Annotated in this window: 13 protein-coding genes; 6 read left to right on the top strand and 7 right to left on the bottom strand. The window is 52.8% G+C overall.

Annotated elements, in window-relative coordinates; all coding sequences use genetic code 11:
• Positions 1-2: 2 nt before the first annotated feature.
• Positions 3-590 carry a regulatory sequestration protein YfiR gene (gene yfiR, locus D6C13_RS09740; protein WP_244212665.1) on the bottom strand — a complete coding sequence of 196 codons (588 nt, stop codon included), beginning with the start codon at positions 588-590 and terminating at the stop codon, positions 3-5.
• A 583-nt stretch (positions 591-1173) separates the two neighbouring features.
• Here yfiR and D6C13_RS09735 point away from each other — a divergent pair.
• The 4 genes from D6C13_RS09735 to D6C13_RS09720 all read left to right on the top strand — a co-directional run bounded on the left by D6C13_RS09735 (position 1174) and on the right by D6C13_RS09720 (position 8298).
• Positions 1174-2457, top strand: coding sequence for an HAAAP family serine/threonine permease (locus D6C13_RS09735; RefSeq protein WP_120132576.1), 1284 nt, complete (start codon positions 1174-1176; stop codon positions 2455-2457).
• Positions 2458-2562: 105 nt separating this feature from the next.
• The gene (locus D6C13_RS09730; protein ID WP_120132575.1) at positions 2563-3930 is read left to right on the top strand and encodes an L-serine ammonia-lyase; all 1368 of its coding nucleotides are present in this window, start codon (positions 2563-2565) and stop codon (positions 3928-3930) included.
• Between the two features lie 357 nt (positions 3931-4287).
• Complete coding sequence (locus tag D6C13_RS09725) at positions 4288-5940, top strand: dihydroxyacetone kinase subunit DhaK (protein ID WP_120132574.1); 1653 nt, start codon at positions 4288-4290, stop codon at positions 5938-5940.
• A gap of 165 nt (positions 5941-6105) precedes the next feature.
• The gene (locus tag D6C13_RS09720) at positions 6106-8298 is read left to right on the top strand and encodes a YgiQ family radical SAM protein (protein WP_120132573.1); all 2193 of its coding nucleotides are present in this window, start codon (positions 6106-6108) and stop codon (positions 8296-8298) included.
• Here the strand turns inward: D6C13_RS09720 and rhaM are convergent.
• The 5 genes from rhaM to rhaB form a co-directional block, all read right to left on the bottom strand.
• Positions 8273-8587, bottom strand: a complete 315-nt coding sequence (rhaM, locus tag D6C13_RS09715) for an L-rhamnose mutarotase (RefSeq protein ID WP_120132572.1) — start codon at positions 8585-8587, stop codon at positions 8273-8275. The two genes, D6C13_RS09720 and rhaM, sit on opposite strands and share 26 nt — an antisense overlap.
• Positions 8588-8765: 178 nt before the next feature.
• Positions 8766-9914, bottom strand: coding sequence for a lactaldehyde reductase (gene fucO, locus D6C13_RS09710; RefSeq protein WP_120132571.1), 1149 nt, complete (start codon positions 9912-9914; stop codon positions 8766-8768).
• Between the two features lie 248 nt (positions 9915-10162).
• Complete coding sequence (rhaD, locus tag D6C13_RS09705; RefSeq protein WP_120132570.1) at positions 10163-10987, bottom strand: rhamnulose-1-phosphate aldolase; 825 nt, start codon at positions 10985-10987, stop codon at positions 10163-10165.
• 127 nt (positions 10988-11114) lie between these two features.
• Positions 11115-12377, bottom strand: coding sequence for an L-rhamnose isomerase (locus D6C13_RS09700; protein WP_120132569.1), 1263 nt, complete (start codon positions 12375-12377; stop codon positions 11115-11117).
• Positions 12374-13858, bottom strand: coding sequence for a rhamnulokinase (rhaB, locus tag D6C13_RS09695; RefSeq protein WP_120132568.1), 1485 nt, complete (start codon positions 13856-13858; stop codon positions 12374-12376). Before rhaB ends, D6C13_RS09700 begins: the two co-directional genes overlap by 4 nt.
• A 341-nt stretch (positions 13859-14199) precedes the next feature.
• Between rhaB and rhaS the strand changes: the two genes are divergently transcribed.
• Together rhaS and rhaR are read left to right on the top strand one after the other, a co-directional pair.
• Positions 14200-15027, top strand: a complete 828-nt coding sequence (gene rhaS / locus D6C13_RS09690) for an HTH-type transcriptional activator RhaS (RefSeq protein WP_120132567.1) — start codon at positions 14200-14202, stop codon at positions 15025-15027.
• A gap of 82 nt (positions 15028-15109) precedes the next feature.
• Entirely contained in the window at positions 15110-15982 is an 873-nt protein-coding gene (gene rhaR, locus D6C13_RS09685; protein WP_120132566.1) for an HTH-type transcriptional activator RhaR, read from the top strand.
• Between the two features lie 44 nt (positions 15983-16026).
• On the opposite strand, the gene rhaT is transcribed toward rhaR, so the two are convergent.
• On the bottom strand, positions 16027-17061 hold the full coding sequence (gene rhaT / locus D6C13_RS09680) for an L-rhamnose/proton symporter RhaT (protein ID WP_120132565.1): 1035 nt from the start codon (positions 17059-17061) through the stop codon (positions 16027-16029).
• Positions 17062-17138: the final 77 nt, after the last annotated feature.

Genomic DNA, 17138 nt, shown 5'->3' with positions numbered 1-17138 from the left:
GGTCACTCCTTTTCCCTGGCAAGTTGTAATACGGCGGGATTCACCCGCACGCCGCTGCGGGACAGCGTGTCCAGATTCAGTTTGAATCCGGTATGAAGTGGCGTTATCACCAGACAAAATGCGTTCAGTAATGCACAGGCATCATCCTGTTCACTGATAGTTAAAACGGCATGGCCTTCCAGACGCTGATGTAAATCCGCCTGCTGATCCGCTGTCGTGCTGCCGGAATAAATGGCGTCGCACTCTGAGATGAGCAACGGGCTGTCGAAAGGAAGCGTCATGATTTTGAGGGGTCTTCCGGTGAACGCGCTGCCATCGGGGGTGAGTTGCGCGGCATATTTCACGGGAGGGATGATGCAAAGCGTCAGGACGGAGGAAGGCGTGGCGTCCGGCCAGTGTGAGTAGCTCAGAATGCCGTTGACGGTCTGTGCCACAGCCGCATCTGCCTGCGGATCGCCTGACTGAGCAACACCTGATGTCAGCGGAGCAACCAGCAGCATCATCAGCAGGGCCATACCATACGCAGCCTTAACAAAACGGCGCAGGGACGTCTTTGCGGGCGGGCAAAAAGGTGATCGGGCTTTTCCCATTGAGTCGCTCTGTGTTGCTTGCGGTTGAAATTATTACAGCGGCGTTAGAATAACTTTATCGGCAATGGTTCTGAAAGTGTAAGTGGAAAAATTTTCGTACTGCAACGTGCCTCCTTTCGTGCCGTATTTTTTACACCAGGAAGGAAAATCGCACATTTATGAAGGAATGCTAAAGTATTTCATTTTTTTTGTGATTAATATTTGAGCGGTCAGGCCTGAGCAATGAGTCTATAAATAAAACATCTTGCTGGTATTTCAACCGTTAATTAAATAATAGTCACGGGCATAACAAAATATCACAAAAAATAAATGTTACCGTAATCACTGTTTGATGAATTTAAATTAGAGAAAATGTTAATGATTTGGAATTTAAAGGAATATCAGACCGCATTTTAGAGATATTCGTGACCATGATCTCAAAGCCACGTTGTTCTCCAGCTTTTTATGCTGCCAATAGGTATCATGCCCGCATTAATGGTATGTTTTATCCGTCAGGGTGGTTTTTTGATGACGGGTGCAGTAAAAAAACATCAACCATTCCTGGGGAAACGGAATTATTTTTATAATTAGGTACTGAGGAATCATGGATAATACAACAATCGGGACGCTGTCTAAAAAATCGGAAAGTTCCTGGCGTAAAACTGACACCATGTGGATGTTAGGTTTATATGGAACGGCAATTGGTGCAGGTGTTCTCTTTCTTCCTATTAATGCCGGTATCGGCGGTTTAATACCATTAATTATCATGGCGATCCTCGCCTTTCCAATGACATTCTTCGCTCACCGCGGATTAACCCGGTTTGTATTATCCGGAAAGAATGCCGGTGAAGATATTACGGAAGTCGTGGAAGAGCATTTCGGTATTTCAGCCGGTAAATTAATTACTCTGCTTTATTTCTTCGCCATCTATCCTATTTTGCTGGTTTACAGCGTGGCGATCACCAATACGGTTGAAAGCTTTATTACCCATCAGATGCATATGAATGCGCCACCACGCGCATTGCTGTCACTGATCCTCATTCTGGGCTTAATGACGCTGGTGCATTTTGGTCAGGATATGATCGTAAAAGCGATGAGTATTCTGGTGTTCCCGTTTGTTGCAGTGCTGATGGCGCTGGCGCTGTACCTTATTCCTAACTGGAATACGTCAGTGTTTGAAAATGTCTCGCTGTCCGGCAATGGCGTGGGTCACGGCATGCTGATGACGCTGTGGCTGGTCATCCCGGTGATGGTGTTCTCCTTCAACCACTCGCCGATTATCTCCTCTTTTGCGGTCGCAAAACGCAAAGAGTACGGTGAAGACGCTGAGAAAAAATGCTCACGTATTCTGGCGTTTAGCCACATCATGATGGTTATCACCGTGATGTTCTTCGTCTTCAGCTGCGTCCTGAGCCTGTCTCCGGCAAACCTGATGGAAGCCAAATCGCAGAACGTGTCTATTCTGTCTTATTTAGCTAACCACTTCTCTAACCCGGTCATTGAATATATCGCACCGCTTATTGCCTTTATTGCGATTACTAAATCTTTCCTCGGCCATTATCTGGGAGCGCGTGAAGGTTTCAACGGTATGGTGATTAAATCCCTGCGCGGAAAAGGCAAAACTATTGCCCTGCCAACGCTGAACCGTTATACCGGCATCTTCATGTTATTAACCACCTGGTTAGTTGCTACTCTGAATCCAAGTATTCTGGGTATGATTGAAACTCTGGGCGGCCCGATTATTGCAATGCTGTTGTTCCTGATGCCTATGTATGCGATTCGCAAAGTACCAGCGATGAAAAAATACAGCGGTCACATCAGCAACGTGTTCGTGGTTATTATGGGTCTGATCGCCATGTCAGCCATCGTATTTAGCCTGATTGGTTAATGATTAACATATTTAAAGTTAAGTGAAATAAAGTGGGCGGGAATATCCCTGCTCACTTTCCTCCCGTATTCTTGCCCGTCATCTTATTCACATGGAGTGTCCACCGTGATCAGCGTCTTCGATATTTTCAAAATTGGTATTGGTCCTTCCAGTTCGCATACTGTTGGCCCGATGAAAGCCGGGAAAATATTCACTGATGAACTTATCTCTTCTGGCTATATTACGGATATCACCCGCGTGGTCGTCGATGTCTACGGATCTTTATCGTTAACCGGTAAAGGCCACCACACTGATCTGGCGATTATTATGGGGCTGGCGGGCAATATGCCGGATGATGTGGATATCGATGCGATCCCGGCGTTTATCCGCCAGGTGGAAACATCCGGGCGACTGATGCTGGGCAAGGGCGTGAAGGAGGTGGATTTCCCGGCTGGTTCCGGCATGAATTTCCATTTTAATAATCTTCCGCTGCACGAAAACGGCATGACCCTCAGCGCATTCAACGGCGACGAGCTGCTGTACACGCAAACCTACTATTCCATTGGCGGCGGCTTTATTGTCGAAGCCAGCAAGTTTGGCATGCAGGACGAAAACCCGGTGGTGCGTCCGTACCCGTTCCGTTCAGCCAGTGATTTGCAAAAACACTGTACTGATACCGGGCTTTCATTGTCGGCTCTCATGCTGCAAAACGAGCTGGCGGACCATACCCGTACCGAAATCAGCGATCACTTTGCGGCTATCTGGAATGTGATGAGCGAAGGCATTACGCGCGGTATCAATACCGAAGGGCTGTTGCCGGGACCGATGAAAATCAACCGTCGCGCGGCAGCACTGCGCCGTATTCTGGTCACACAGGATAAAAACAACGTCGATCCGATGGGCGTCGTGGACTGGATTAATATGTACGCCATGGCGGTCAATGAAGAAAATGCGGCAGGCGGACGGGTTGTGACGGCACCGACCAACGGCGCATGCGGCATCATTCCTGCGGTTCTGACGTACTACGATCAGTTTATCCGTCCGATAAGCCCGGATTCTTACAGCCGTTTCTTCCTGGCGTCCGGCGCCGTCGGCATTTTGTTCAAAATGAACGCCTCGATTTCCGGTGCAGAAGTCGGTTGTCAGGGTGAGGTGGGCGTGGCGTGTTCTATGGCGGCAGCCGGTCTGACTGAACTGCTGGGTGGCAGCACCGCGCAGGTCTTTATGGCGGCAGAAATTGCGATGGAACATCACCTCGGGCTGACGTGTGACCCGCTGGCCGGACAGGTTCAGGTGCCATGCATCGAGCGAAATGCCATTTCAGCGGTGAAAGCGGTGAATGCTTCACGTATGGCGCTGCGCCGTACCAGCGAGCCGCGCGTGTGTCTCGATAAAGTTATCGAAACCATGTACGAAACCGGCAAAGACATGAACTCGAAATACCGTGAAACCTCCACGGGCGGCCTGGCAATTAAGGTTATTGCCTGCAACTGATTACCCGACACCCTTCAGGCTGCCTCTGCGTTGGCTGCGTTACTCGGCCCATCCATGGACCTCGCTCCTGAAGGAGCCGCTGCAAGCAGCGTTCCAATCTGCTCCCTGCAGATTGGTCATTCACCCCGGTCACTTACTTATGTAAGCTCCCGGGGATTCATTCAGTTGCCGCCTTGATGCAACCCGAATGGTTTAGGTATTTCAGTGATGCCTTTATCGCTAAAAGGCGGGAAACCGCCTTTCTCGTCTCCTTCCTGATTTTTGTCCTGTGCTATGTTTTCAGATACCTGCATTACGCAGAGGTATGTTTTTGCTGCCTCACAACACCTGGAAAACAGTTAAAAGGAAAGGTCCGGCATGTCTAAATTCTTTATGAATGACCGTAAGTCTCTGATTAACGATGTTATCGAAGGGGTGATCCTGACCTCTCCCTATAAAAATCTGGCAAAACTGGACGTCGATCCGGCTATCCGCGTGGTGGTACGCCGCGACTGGGATAAGAAAAAAGTTGCCCTGATTTCCGGCGGTGGCTCCGGTCACGAACCGGCGCACGTTGGTTTTGTCGGAAAGGGCATGCTCACCGCGGCGGTGTGCGGCGAAGTATTTGCCTCACCGAGCGTGGATGCGGTGCTCAATGCAATTGTGGCGGTCACCGGTAAAGCGGGCTGTCTGCTGATCGTGAAAAACTACACCGGCGACCGCCTGAACTTTGGTCTGGCTGCCGAGAAAGCCAAAGGCATGGGCTATGACGTTGAGCTGGTGATGGTGTCGGACGATATTTCCCTGCCGGATAACAAGCAGCCACGCGGTATCGCGGGTACTGTGCTGGTGCATAAAATTGCCGGTTATGCCGCAGAGCAGGGGAAATCCCTCAAAGACGTCACCAAAATCGCGCAGCAGGCAATTGATGCCACCGCCAGCATCGGTGTGGCAGCAGCAGGATGCAGCCTGCCGGGCGGCGGCGAAGATGAAGATGAACAGCGTATCGAATCGGGTCATGTTGAACTGGGCTTGGGTATTCACGGCGAGCCGGGCGTCTCGACGATGAAAACCCAGAACAGTAAAAAAGTGGTGGATACGCTGGTCGAAAAGCTCCAGCAACACGTGAAAAAGAGCGACAAGCTGGCCGTGCTGATCAACAACCTCGGCGGCGTATCACCGCTTGAGATGAACCAGATCGCCAAAGAAGTCGTGCATTCGGCACTGGGCAGTTCGGTGCGTTATCTCATCGGCCCGGCATCGCTGGTCAGTGCGCTGGATATGAAAGGATTTTCGCTTTCTGTGATCGCGCTGAAGGGCGGAATTGAGGAGGCGCTGCTGGCTGAAGTAGAAGCCGCCGGCTGGCATCCGCTGGTTAAGCTGGAAAAACTGGCGACCAAAAAAGGGAAAGCCATCAGCGATAAAAAATCCGTGAAAGCGTCGTCAAACGCTGAAGTCGGGAAGATCGTCGAAACGATCACGCAGACACTTTCCGGTCTGGAAGATGAGCTGAACAAACTCGATGCCAAAGTGGGTGACGGCGATACCGGTTCGACATTTGCGACCGGCGCGCGCGACATTCAGAAGCAGAACAAGGGCAAAAAGCTGCCGCTGAACAATGTTGCGGATCTGCTCGGCGTGGTGGGCGATCGTCTGGCGACCGTGATGGGGGGATCGAGCGGCGTGCTGATGTCGATCTTCTTAACGGCTGCTGGTAAGAAATTCGCCGAAGGCGAGAAATTACCGAAAGCACTGTTGTTTGGTCTGGAGCGCATGAAGCATTACGGTGGTGCCGATCTCGGCGATCGCACGATGATCGACGCACTTCAGCCTGCGCTGGAGGCCTTAGGTAAGAAAGATGCGCTGAAAGGTGCAGCGAAAGCCGCTGCTAAAGGCGCCAAAGATACGGCCAGCATGAAGAAAGCCAATGCCGGGCGCTCATCCTATCTCAGCAGCGACAGCCTGAAAGGGATCAAAGATCCGGGTGCCGTCGCAGTCGAAAAAGTGTTTGAAGCGCTGGCGAAGAAATAAGTCATTCCGTAGTCAACGAAAAGGTCTGCCGGGAAACCGGTGGGCCTTTTTATTGCAAACAGCAAAATTGATCTAAAACAAGTTTTGGTCATTTGTCCGCCCCCAGCTTAATTCCCACCCGTATAATTTGCGGCCAATTATTTGCCGCCGACGAAGAACCTCTTTATGCCAATCAGCCTGATCCAACCCGATCGCACCCTGTTTTCTTACCCGCGTTACTGGGCCGAATGTTACGGCACTGCGCCGTTTTTCCCGATGAGCCGGGCGGAAATGGATGAACTGGGCTGGGACAGCTGTGATGTGATCGTAGTGACTGGCGATGCGTATGTTGACCATCCGAGTTTCGGTATGGCGATCATCGGGCGAATGCTGGAAGCGCAGGGGTTTCGTGTCGGGATCATCGCGCAGCCGGACTGGACTAACAAAGACGATTTCATGCGGTTGGGCAAACCGAATCTGTTTTATGGCGTGACCGCCGGCAATATGGATTCGATGATCAACCGTTATACCGCTGACCGTAAACTGCGTCATGACGATGCCTATACGCCGGGCAACGTTGGCGGAAAACGTCCGGATCGCGCGACGCTGGTTTATACCCAGCGCTGCAAGGAGGCCTTCAGCGATGTGCCGGTTGTGCTTGGCGGGATCGAAGCCAGTCTGCGGCGTATCGCGCATTACGATTACTGGTCCGATACCGTGCGCCGTTCGGTGCTGGTGGATTCCAAGGCTGATATGCTGATTTACGGCAACGGTGAAAGGCCGCTGGTAGAAGTGGCGCACCGTCTGGCGGCGGGCGAATCTATTACGGATATTCACGACGTGCGCAATACCGCAGTCATGCGTAAAACGGCGCTGACAGGCTGGAGTGGTGTCGATTCCACGCGCCTGGATAAGCCGGGCCGCATTGAGCCAATTATGAATCCCTATGGCGAAGATTTGCCGTGTTCAGAAGGCGAGTTGCCAGCACCGGACGCTCCGCAGCCGGTAACAGTGCGTGCGCCAAAGCTTAAGCCGTGGGAAAAAACGTACGTCCTGCTGCCGTCATTTGAAAAAGTGAAAGGCGACAAAGTGCTGTACGCCCATACCTCGCGTATTTTGCATCACGAAACCAATCCCGGCTGTGCGCGTGCGCTGATGCAAAAGCATGGTGATCGCTATGTCTGGATCAATCCACCGGCGATCCCGTTATCGACTGAAGAGATGGACGAGGTTTTTGGCCTGCCATTCCAGCGCGTACCGCATCCGTCCTATGGCAAAGCGACTATTCCGGCGTATGACATGATCCGTTTCTCGATCAATATCATGCGTGGCTGTTACGGCGGATGTGCGTTCTGTTCGATCACCGAGCATGAAGGGCGGATCATTCAGAGCCGTTCGGAAGAGTCGATCGTACGGGAAATCGAAGAGATCCGCGACAGCGTGCCGGGATTCACCGGTGTGATTTCCGATCTCGGGGGGCCGACTGCTAACATGTATATGCTGCGCTGTCAGTCGCCAAAAGCGGAGCAAAGCTGTCGCCGCGCATCCTGCGTGTATCCGGAAATCTGTACGCACATGGACACTAATCATGAGCCGACGATCAATCTTTACCGCCGCACGCGCAGCCTAAAAGGCATCAAGAAAATCCTGATCGCTTCGGGCGTGCGGTATGACTTGGCGGTAGAAGATCCGCGTTATATCAAAGAGCTGGCCGAGCATCACGTTGGCGGTTATCTGAAAATCGCGCCGGAACATACCGAAACCGGTCCGTTGTCGAAAATGATGAAACCGGGCATGAGCAGTTATTACCGGTTCAAAGAACTGTTCGACAGCTACTCAAAACAGGCCGGAAAAGAGCAGTATCTGATCCCGTATTTCATCTCCGCGCACCCTGGCACGCGCACCGAAGATATGATCAATCTGGCGCTGTGGTTGAAGAAAAACCGTTTCCGTCTGGATCAGGTGCAAAACTTCTATCCGTCACCGCTCGCCAGTGCGACCACGATGTATTACAGCGGGAAAAATCCGCTCAGCAAGGTCGATTATAAAAGCGAAGACGTGGTGGTGCCGAAAGGCGATCGTCAGCGGCGGTTGCATAAAGCGCTGCTGCGCTATCACGATCCGGTGAACTGGCCGGTGATCCGCGAGGCACTGACGGCGATGGGAATGCGTAGGCTGATCGGAATTCGCCCGGACTGTCTGGTGCCGCCGGACGGTTTTGATCCGAAGTTTGCACCGTCGCGTTCAGCGAAAGACAAACCGGCGACCACCCGTTTTACTGCGTCAAAAGCGCAAAATCCATCTGCCGGAAGAGGAAAGCCCGCCGCGCAGGGAAAAGGCGGCCAGCAGCGGATTAATCGAGGTAAAAGACCGGTTTAAGTTCACTGCTTACCGGACTGTTATCGGCATTGGCAGGCATCACGTCTGCCATATGCTTCCACCATTTCTGGCAGATCTCCGTTTTTGCCACCGCGTTCCATCTTTCTTCCGATTCGATCTCAACATAAGCGAACAGCAGACTGCGTTTTTCATCCAGAAAAATGCTGTAGTGGTGCGCGCCGTGAGCTTTCAGGGTTTCTTCCAGTTCCGGCCAGATGGGTGTATGGCGGCGCTGATATTCCGCGTGCGCATCGGGATTGACCTGCATGACGAAGGATTTACGGATCATGTTTGCTCCTGTTGGTTTGCTCCCACCCCTGCGAAGGGGAGAGTTGGGGTGGGGGATTAATGACAGCTTTGAACGTGAAGTTGCCAGCTAAACCCCCTCCCAATCTCCCCCTTCGCAGGGGGAGAAGTAAAGAAATTACACCGGCTTCTTTCCCTTCACAAAGGCGGAGGCGAGAAAGTCACATCGCTTTCATATACAGCTCGCGCACTTCTTCGCGGGTTGCCGTACGCGGATTACATGGCGCGCACGGGTCAGCCAGCGCTTTATCCAGCCATCCTTCGATATCGGCTTCTTTAATTCCCAGCTCTTTGAAACCGGAAGGGATCCCCACGCGTGCGGATAATTTATGGATCGCGTCAATCGCCGCGATGCTGGCCTGCGTTTCGCTGATGCTTTGCGTATGAACGCCCATTGCGCGGGCGATATCGGCAAAACGATGGGGGGCCGATGAGCGGTTAAACTCTTCGACGACCGGCAACAAAATCGCATTACAGACGCCATGCGGCAAATTATGTGTCGCGCCCGGCTGATGCGCCATTGCATGAACCAGTCCCAGACCGGCGCTGTTAAATGCCATGCCTGCCAGATATTGTCCCTGCGCCATTTTCTCGCGCGCTTCCAGGTTATCGCCATGATCAACGGCTTTTGGCAGCCACTGGGTGATCATGGAAATCGCAGCCAGCGCGGTTGGATCCGTCAGTGGATGGGCGCCGACAGAAACATAGGCTTCAATAGCGTGCGTCAGGGCGTCCATACCGGTTGCAGCGGTAATATCTGCCGGGATCTTGAGCATGATCGACGGATCGTCGACGGCAATATCCGGGATCAGATTGGCATCAATGATCACTTCTTTTACATGACGCTGGCTGTCGATGATCACCGCATTACTGGTGAGTTCAGCGGCGGTGCCTGCGGTGGTATTGATCGCGACCAGAAAGACGCCCGGTTTAGTGACTTTGCCGACACCGGAATAATTTGTTACCGGCCCCGGATTGGCGGTCAGAATTTTGATGCCTTTAGCGGTATCAATCGGGCTGCCGCCACCGAAGGCGATCAGGTAATCGCAGTGATTTTCCTGGTACTGACGAAAACCTTCATCGACAAGGGCTGAGGTTGGATTCGGCACCACGCCGCCGTAGAGAGCGTAGGGCAATCCGGCTTGTTTGAGTGCAGAGAATAAACCATCGAGCAGGCCGAGTTCGACTAACTGGCCGTCGGTGACGATAAGCGCTTTGCCGTGTTGATGGGTTGCCAGCATCGCAACCATATCTTCGATAGCGCCTTGACCGTGAAGGCTGATTTTAGGTAAAGCCAACATAAAGCTCATAAAAATTCCCTCTTATTTTCCCGTCGTACTCCAGCCTGCAGATGCGTTGGCTGCGTTTAAGAACCCGAATCACTGACTCATGTCAGCTCATCGGGATCCTTGCACTTGCTGCCTTTCTGCACTCAGGATTACTTAGGGAAAGGTTAAATGATCCATACCCTGCGATGCTCTGTATGTGGTCTTCGCCGATCTTTAACGGGGAGCTTGCATTGCTCCCCGTTAAAGAATTATCAGACAGATTTTTTATATCAGGCTTTCAGTGCTGCCTCGAAAGGCGTGACTTCAAAACGTTTGCCGAGGGCAATCAGTTCGTCGGTCTGGATGGTTTGTTTCATGCCACCCATAGAAAGGACTTTGACCAGGATCTCTGCTGATTTTTCAGCGGTGTCGATCAGGCCGAATGCGTCATCGAGCGTCGGGCCGCAGCCGAAGATGCCGTGGAATGCCCACAGCACCAGGCTGTGATGTTGCATCTGATCGGAAGTGGCGGCGCCAATGCCGTCGGTGCCCGGCACCATCCACGGCACGATACCTACACCGTCGGGGAAGACCACCAGACATTCGGTGCTGCATTCCCACAGCTTGCGGGTGATCTTGGCGCTGTCGAGTTCCAGCACATAGGTCAGCGCAATCAGGTTAGTGGCGTGGCAATGCATGATCACGCGATCCTGACCGTTTGTGACGCGTTTACGCACGGCGTGGGATTGCAGATGCGATGCCAGTTCTGACGTTGGCAGACCGCCAGCGGTCAGGCCCCACAGAATTTTGTAGCTGGCGCCTTTATCGTCGAGCTGAATAACGGTCAGTGCTTCTGACGGTGCCAGTTGCACGTTACGGAAGAACTTACCGGAGCCGGTGACGATGAAGTATTCGTTGGCCAGATCCGGCGCGTGCTGGGTCAGTTCGACCTGACGCGGCTGGGCATAGAAATCATTTTTGTAGGGCGCCACATCTTCGGGCAACAGACGCATGCTGACGTTACCGCCGTTGCGTTCATCCCAGCCTTTCAGCCACATATCGGTGGTCGCTTTAACCATGCCCTGTACAAACCACGAGCTAAATAATGTTTTCATCAGTTCTTTCCTGCAAATAAAGTGAATGCGTTTCTTCGGCGCGGTCAGCTAATTCAGGGTTTATAAAACTTAGCGTTTATAACCCCTGGCGTTTATAACCCCTGGCGTTTATCAACCCTGGCGTTTATCAACCCTGGCGTTTAGCCAGCACGCTGGTTTCGTAGTGACGCACGGTATCGAGCCACTGACCGCCGACCGGTACGTCGTGGCGCTGGCAATACATGTCCCATACGGCCTGCCACGGCAGGGATTTCTGCTCTTCCAGCAGTGCCAGACGGGCGGTGTAATCCCCTTCGACTTCCAGTTTTTTCAGCAAGTCTGTCGGTTCCAGCAGGGCTTTAAGGAGCGCTTTTTTCATGTTGCGTGTGCCTATCACCCACGCAGCGATGCGGTTGATCGAGGCATCAAAGAAATCCAGCCCGATATGAACGCGGTTAAACAGGTTATGACGCACGATTTCGCTGGCGATAGCCTGCGTTTCGTCATCCAGGAGTACTACGTGATCGCTGTCCCAGCGCACCGGACGGCTGACGTGCAGCAGCAGGCGCGGCACATACAGCATGGCAGCCGAGATTTTGTCGGAAATCACTTCAGTCGGATGGAAGTGACCGGCATCAAGGCACAGCGCGGTACCACGGCTGGCGGCGTAACCCAGATAGAATTCGTTGGAGCCGACGGTATAGCTTTCTGAACCGATGCCGAACAGTTTGCTTTCGACCGCGTCAATGTGTTCGCTCAGGTCAAACTTCTCAGAAATCACTTCATCCAGCGCACTCATCAGGCGCTCACGCGGAGCGAGACGATCGACGGTGACGTCTTTCATGCCGTCCGGCACCCAGATATTCATTACGGATGGCGTACCCAGCGCGCGACCAAATGAAGCAGAAACGCGGCGGCTGGCCTGGCAGTGCTCAATCCAGAACTGACGTACTTCCGGGTTGGCGCTGGACAGCGTGAAGCCGTCGGCACTCATCGGGTGGGAGAAACAGGACGGATTGAAATCCAGCCCCAGCTTGTTTTTCTTCGCCCAGTCTACCCAGCCGGTGAAATGCTTAGGTTCGATTTCATTACGCGCAACGGGTTTATCGGATTCCAGATAAATAGCATGCAGGTTCAGTCGGTTAGGACCGGGGATCATCGAAATGGCCAGTTCTAAGTCGGCTCGCAACTGCTGTGCATTTCGCGCTTTACCGGGATAATTACCGGTCGCCTGAATGCCACCAGTCAGTCCGCCTTCCGGATTTTCAAAGCCCGCGACGTCATCCCCTTGCCAGCAATGAATGGAAACAGGCAGGGTATCGAGTTGTTTGATTGCGGCTTCGGCATCAATGCCCAGCTGTGCAAAGCGTTCTTTGGCAAGCGTCCATGCGTGGTCGATAGATGAAGTCATACTGCGAGCTCCTCATTGGCGTGACATAGCGCCTGAAAACGGCGCCAGTGAATAGCGAAATCCGCGTGGTTACGGGGAATGTAATGGCGTTGCTCGAAGTTCGTGGCGACGATGCGACGAAATTCAGCGGAATCTTTTACGGCGTTCAGGGCCATCAGCTGGCAGCCGATATTGCCGAGCGTGGAGGCCTCAACCGGACCCGCGCTGACGTTGATCTGGCAGACGTCCGCGCAAAGCTGGTTCAGGAACTGGTTCTGGCTGCCGCCGCCCACAATGTGAATGTCTTCGAGTGGTGCGCCTTTTAAATCAGCCAGTTGCAGGGCGATTTTGCGATAAAGCATCGCGAGGCTGTCGAAAATGCACCGTGCCAGTTCGGCAGCGGATTCCGGCACCGGTCCACCGGCCTGCTGGCAGGCTTCGCGGATGGCATCCACCATTGAAACCGGATTGATAAACCGGTCTTCGTTCGGGTTAATCAGGTAGGTAAACGGCTCAATGTTTTTAGCCAGCGTAATTAATGACGGCAGGTTCTGAATATTCAGCTCGCGACATACCCGCTGGAAAAGCCACATCCCCATGATATTTCTCAGGACACGGTAGCTGCCGTTGATGCCGCCTTCATTGGTGATGTTGTCGTGTAAGGCCTGCGCGTGATTGAATGCTTTCGGGCTTTCGATACCCATTAATGACCAGGTGCCGGAACTGAGATAGGCGCTGTTCGGGCCGGTCAGCGGAGCGGCAACCACTGCGCTGGCAGTGTCATGCGTGGCGACGCTGAAGACCGGCACACTGCGTCCGCGTGGGCTTTGCCACAAGCCCGGTGAATTGCCGGGCTGTGTTGGTTTTTGCAGCCAGTGGCGGGGAACGCCTGCCAGTTTCAGCAGATCCTCATCCCAGTCCCCGGTCGTGATATTCAGCATTTGCGTGGTGCTGGCGTTGGTATATTCCCAGTTCAGTTTTCCGGTCAGGCGGTACATAAAATAGTCCGGGATCATCAGCATGTGTGCTGCCTGACTGACGATTTCAGGCTGCTGTTCACTCAGCGCCCGTAACTGATAAAGCGTGTTAAACGGCATAAACTGAATGCCGGTTTTCTGATAGAGATTCTCACGGCCAAACTGCTGTTCCATCCGCGCCATCACGCCTTCGGTGCGGTTGTCTCGATAGGCCACCGGTAAACCCACCCGCTGACCCTGTTCATCGAGCAATACGTAATCCACGCCCCAGGTATCAATGCCGATCCCATCCAGCTCAATACCAGAAGCATCCAGGCGGTTCAGCCCCTCGAGAATGTGCTGTTCAAGCGCATCCAGATCCCAAGTGTCATGGCCGTCGATGCGGGCCAGATTATTAGGAAAACGGTGGATTTCTTTGAGCGTCAGTGTCGCTTCCGGCTGCGGGTCCTGACGGGTAAACGTCGCCAGCATCACCCGGCCGCTGGAAGCGCCGAGGTCAATAGCGGCAAGATGGTGAGTTCTCATAGCGGCCATTCCTTGTTGAATATGCGGCCAGTGTAGGGGAGGCGTGGCGGCGGCACCTTCCGGTGATTGCCACCGGTTTTGGCGGGATGGCAGCATTAAAAAGGTAGATGCGAGGCAGATCACAGATCGGCTCAAAGCTGGCCTGAACGAGTTTTGCAACGCAGAGGTAACGCGGGATAAGTGACTGTGATCTTTGCCGCAGATCCGAATCATGGGGACGGCAATCTTAAAAAAATGACCATTTATGACGTTTTTCATGCCGTGGTTTGAAGGTAAGAACGTCGGGCACAGGGTAGGGTTGTATCCCGAAGTAGGATGATTTTTAGAACCGGAGGCGATAAATGACGTTACTGAAGGGTGATGATTATTTTGCGGCACCTGAGCTGACTGTGACGGTTGAGCGGCGTCTTCCGCAAGACGTATTCCCGGAGCATTACCATGATTTTCACGAGATTATGCTGGTGGAAAGCGGATCAGGGGTTCATATCTTTAATGACAATCCTTACACGCTGACGGCAGGGACCGTTTGTTTTGTCCGCGCCAGCGACCACCATCTTTTTGAAAATGTGGATAATTTGCGTCTGACTAATGTGCTTTTCCGTTCGCCGAAAGCGTTTCGGTTTATTCAGGACGTCGGCCATTTTTTGCCGCAGGAACATCACTATCAGTCGCAGATCCACTGGCAGCTCAGTCCCTGCGTCATGCACCAGGTGCTGAACTGCATCACGCAACTCGAAGCCTTGCCTGCCAGTGTGGAAATGGAGCATATCGCCACGCGTGAAAGTCTGTTTTTACAACTGCTGATCCTGCTCTATCAGGATTGTTTCCAGCCACAATTGCGAGATACCTCGGAAAACCGGGTCAATCAACTTTTGCAATGGCTCCAGTCACATTACAGTGAGGATGTTAACTGGACTGAAGCCGCAGAACGTTTTTCGCTGGCGCTGCGAACCCTGCACCGGCAGATGAAGCATTGCACCGGCATGACACCGCAGCGTTATCTCAACCGGCTGCGTTTGCTCGAGGCGCGCCGCCGTTTACATCATAGCGATCAAAGTATTACCGATATCGCTTACGCCTGTGGATTCAGTGACAGTAACCACTTCTCGACGCAGTTCCGTCGGGAATTTTCGGTGTCGCCAAAACTCATGCGTGATCAGTTACGTTAAGCGGCACCTCTTGCGGTTTCGGGGTTTTCCTGCCTGATCCGCCTCGTTTATTTTGTCGTCAAACGGGTATGAGATTGCCGCTATGTCGCTGAGACTTTTTAAAAATGACTTCTTTCTGACGGGAATGAATTCGGTGGTGGTGGCTGAGCGCCATCCGCAGGCGGATTTTCCCAGTCACGATCATGATTTTGACGAGCTGGTAATTGTCTGGCGTGGCAACGGCCTGCATATCTGGAACGACATCCCTTATCCCATCACCTGCGGCGACCTGTTCTATATTAATTCGAAGGATCGCCACAGTTACGAATCGGTCAACGAGCTGGCGCTGGATAATGTGCTGTTTTGTCGTGAGCGCTTCGGGCTGACGGCTGACTGGTCGCAGTTACTGCCAGGTGAAGGAGCCAGTCAGGAGCAGCGTTACTGGCGGCTGAGTACCCTCGGAATGTCTGTTTTGCGCGACAAAGTCGATGAGCTTGCCAAAGAATGTATGAAGTCGGAGCCGCTTTCTGTACAGCTGAGTGAGGCGTTGCTGATGCAACTGGCGTTACTGTTACTGCGTTTTCGCCAGCGGCCTGACAGCGGGGCTTTACCCGATGCCCATCAGCTGGATTTATTGCTGATGGCGCTGCGGGCCAATATCGCTGAACCTTTTCATCTGGAGACTTTTTGCCAGCAGCATCAGCTCAATCCCCGCACTTTACGCTCGCTCTTCAAACAGCATACTGGCATGAATGTGAACCATTATTTGCGACAACTGAGGCTGTGCCGGGCAATGAGTTTATTGCGCTATGGCAGCATGACGATCAGTGATGTGGCAGCAGAATGCGGATTTGATGACAGTAACTATTTCTCTGTGGTGTTCAGTCGTGCCTGTGGGGTATCGCCGCGTGATTACCGGCACCGTTTCGTCGGGCAGGGAGGAAAAACATCGTTGTCACTGATGACGGCAGAATAATTTCTGCCGTCTTTTAAGGACTGTTTTTTAAAGTGTTTTACGCGTTACAGCGCTAATCCCAGACCGACGATATTGGCCGCCAGAATGATAATCAGACCGCCAATGATCAGGATCCTGACCGGCTTTTTGCCAACGCCGGTCCATTCTTTCAATATCAGCCCGACAATTCCGCCGCACAACACGTAGAAGCTCATATGCAGCATCCAGCTCATGTAGTCGTATTTGATCGGAATGCTGGCGTGGCCCCAGGCGTAGAAGAAGAATTGCAAATACCACATCACACCGGCAATGATTGAGAACATGATGTTGGTGAGCAGCAGAGATTTCGTGACCGACATATCTGCCCTGAGCGAGATACTTTTACGCGTGGCGAGGCGGATAAAACAGAAGCCGAGGTTGACGATGGCACCGCCGCCCATGATAACCACATAGCTTGGCAGCGCGACGTACAGCGGGTCGATACCCAATGCCCGAGCAGCCTCATGCATCGGTACTGCGGCACTCATGGCGAAAGACATCCCGGCAGAGAAAACGCCGCACATGACGGCCAGGATCAACCCTTTTTTCAGGTTGAATTCTTCTGCCTTAATACCGAGCGCTTTCTCTTTCAGATAACCGGCGTAACTGACCACACCTACACCAATCACGGCGACAAAGACGCCGAGCAACGTTAGCTGGCCGCCGGCTGTGCCGAACAGCATGTCGATTTTCCCTTGCAGGATGGGCGTCATCAGCGTGCCGATGATCAGGGTGATGCCGATGGCAATCCCTATTCCTAAAGACATGCCGAGGTAGCGCATGGTCAGGCCGTAGTTGATGTTACCGATGCCCCACATTGCGCCGAACAGGAAGATGGGAAGGAGTGTCGCAAAGCTGAATGAACCGTAATAGGCCCAAAAATCAGGCAGTAAAATGTAGCTGACGGCCCAGGGAAGAATAATCCACGAGAAGAAACCGCCCAGCGACCACATGGTTTCCCATGACCATTTTTTGACTTGTTTGAAAGGTGCATAGAAGCAAGCTGCGCTGGCCGCTCCTATCAGATGCCAGATAATCCCTAAAACTATCGAACTGTTCATACACCGGACCTTTTTATGTAGAGAAACGTACTGGTGAAGAGATAAGTAAAAACGCCGCCCTTGCTGATCCTTCAGAA

This window comes from Rahnella woolbedingensis (assembly GCF_003602095.1).
GTDB lineage: Bacteria > Pseudomonadota > Gammaproteobacteria > Enterobacterales > Enterobacteriaceae > Rahnella > Rahnella woolbedingensis.
Note: the sequence above shows the minus strand (reverse complement) of the source record. Positions and strands in the feature narration are given on the sequence as shown.

What these genes read in the sequence shown, in the direction of transcription:
- D6C13_RS09720 (WP_120132573.1), top strand. Translation starts at nt 6,106, where the DNA reads ATGCCAATCAGCCTGATCCAACCCGATCGCACCCTGTTTTCTTACCCG.
- yfiR (WP_244212665.1), bottom strand. Translation starts at nt 590, where the DNA reads ATGGGAAAAGCCCGATCACCTTTTTGCCCGCCCGCAAAGACGTCCCTG.
- rhaD (WP_120132570.1), bottom strand. Translation starts at nt 10,987, where the DNA reads ATGAAAACATTATTTAGCTCGTGGTTTGTACAGGGCATGGTTAAAGCG.
- rhaR (WP_120132566.1), top strand. Translation starts at nt 15,110, where the DNA reads ATGTCGCTGAGACTTTTTAAAAATGACTTCTTTCTGACGGGAATGAAT.
- fucO (WP_120132571.1), bottom strand. Translation starts at nt 9,914, where the DNA reads ATGAGCTTTATGTTGGCTTTACCTAAAATCAGCCTTCACGGTCAAGGC.
- D6C13_RS09700 (WP_120132569.1), bottom strand. Translation starts at nt 12,377, where the DNA reads ATGACTTCATCTATCGACCACGCATGGACGCTTGCCAAAGAACGCTTT.
- rhaT (WP_120132565.1), bottom strand. Translation starts at nt 17,061, where the DNA reads ATGAACAGTTCGATAGTTTTAGGGATTATCTGGCATCTGATAGGAGCG.
- rhaM (WP_120132572.1), bottom strand. Translation starts at nt 8,587, where the DNA reads ATGATCCGTAAATCCTTCGTCATGCAGGTCAATCCCGATGCGCACGCG.
- D6C13_RS09735 (WP_120132576.1), top strand. Translation starts at nt 1,174, where the DNA reads ATGGATAATACAACAATCGGGACGCTGTCTAAAAAATCGGAAAGTTCC.
- D6C13_RS09725 (WP_120132574.1), top strand. Translation starts at nt 4,288, where the DNA reads ATGTCTAAATTCTTTATGAATGACCGTAAGTCTCTGATTAACGATGTT.
- rhaS (WP_120132567.1), top strand. Translation starts at nt 14,200, where the DNA reads ATGACGTTACTGAAGGGTGATGATTATTTTGCGGCACCTGAGCTGACT.
- rhaB (WP_120132568.1), bottom strand. Translation starts at nt 13,858, where the DNA reads ATGAGAACTCACCATCTTGCCGCTATTGACCTCGGCGCTTCCAGCGGC.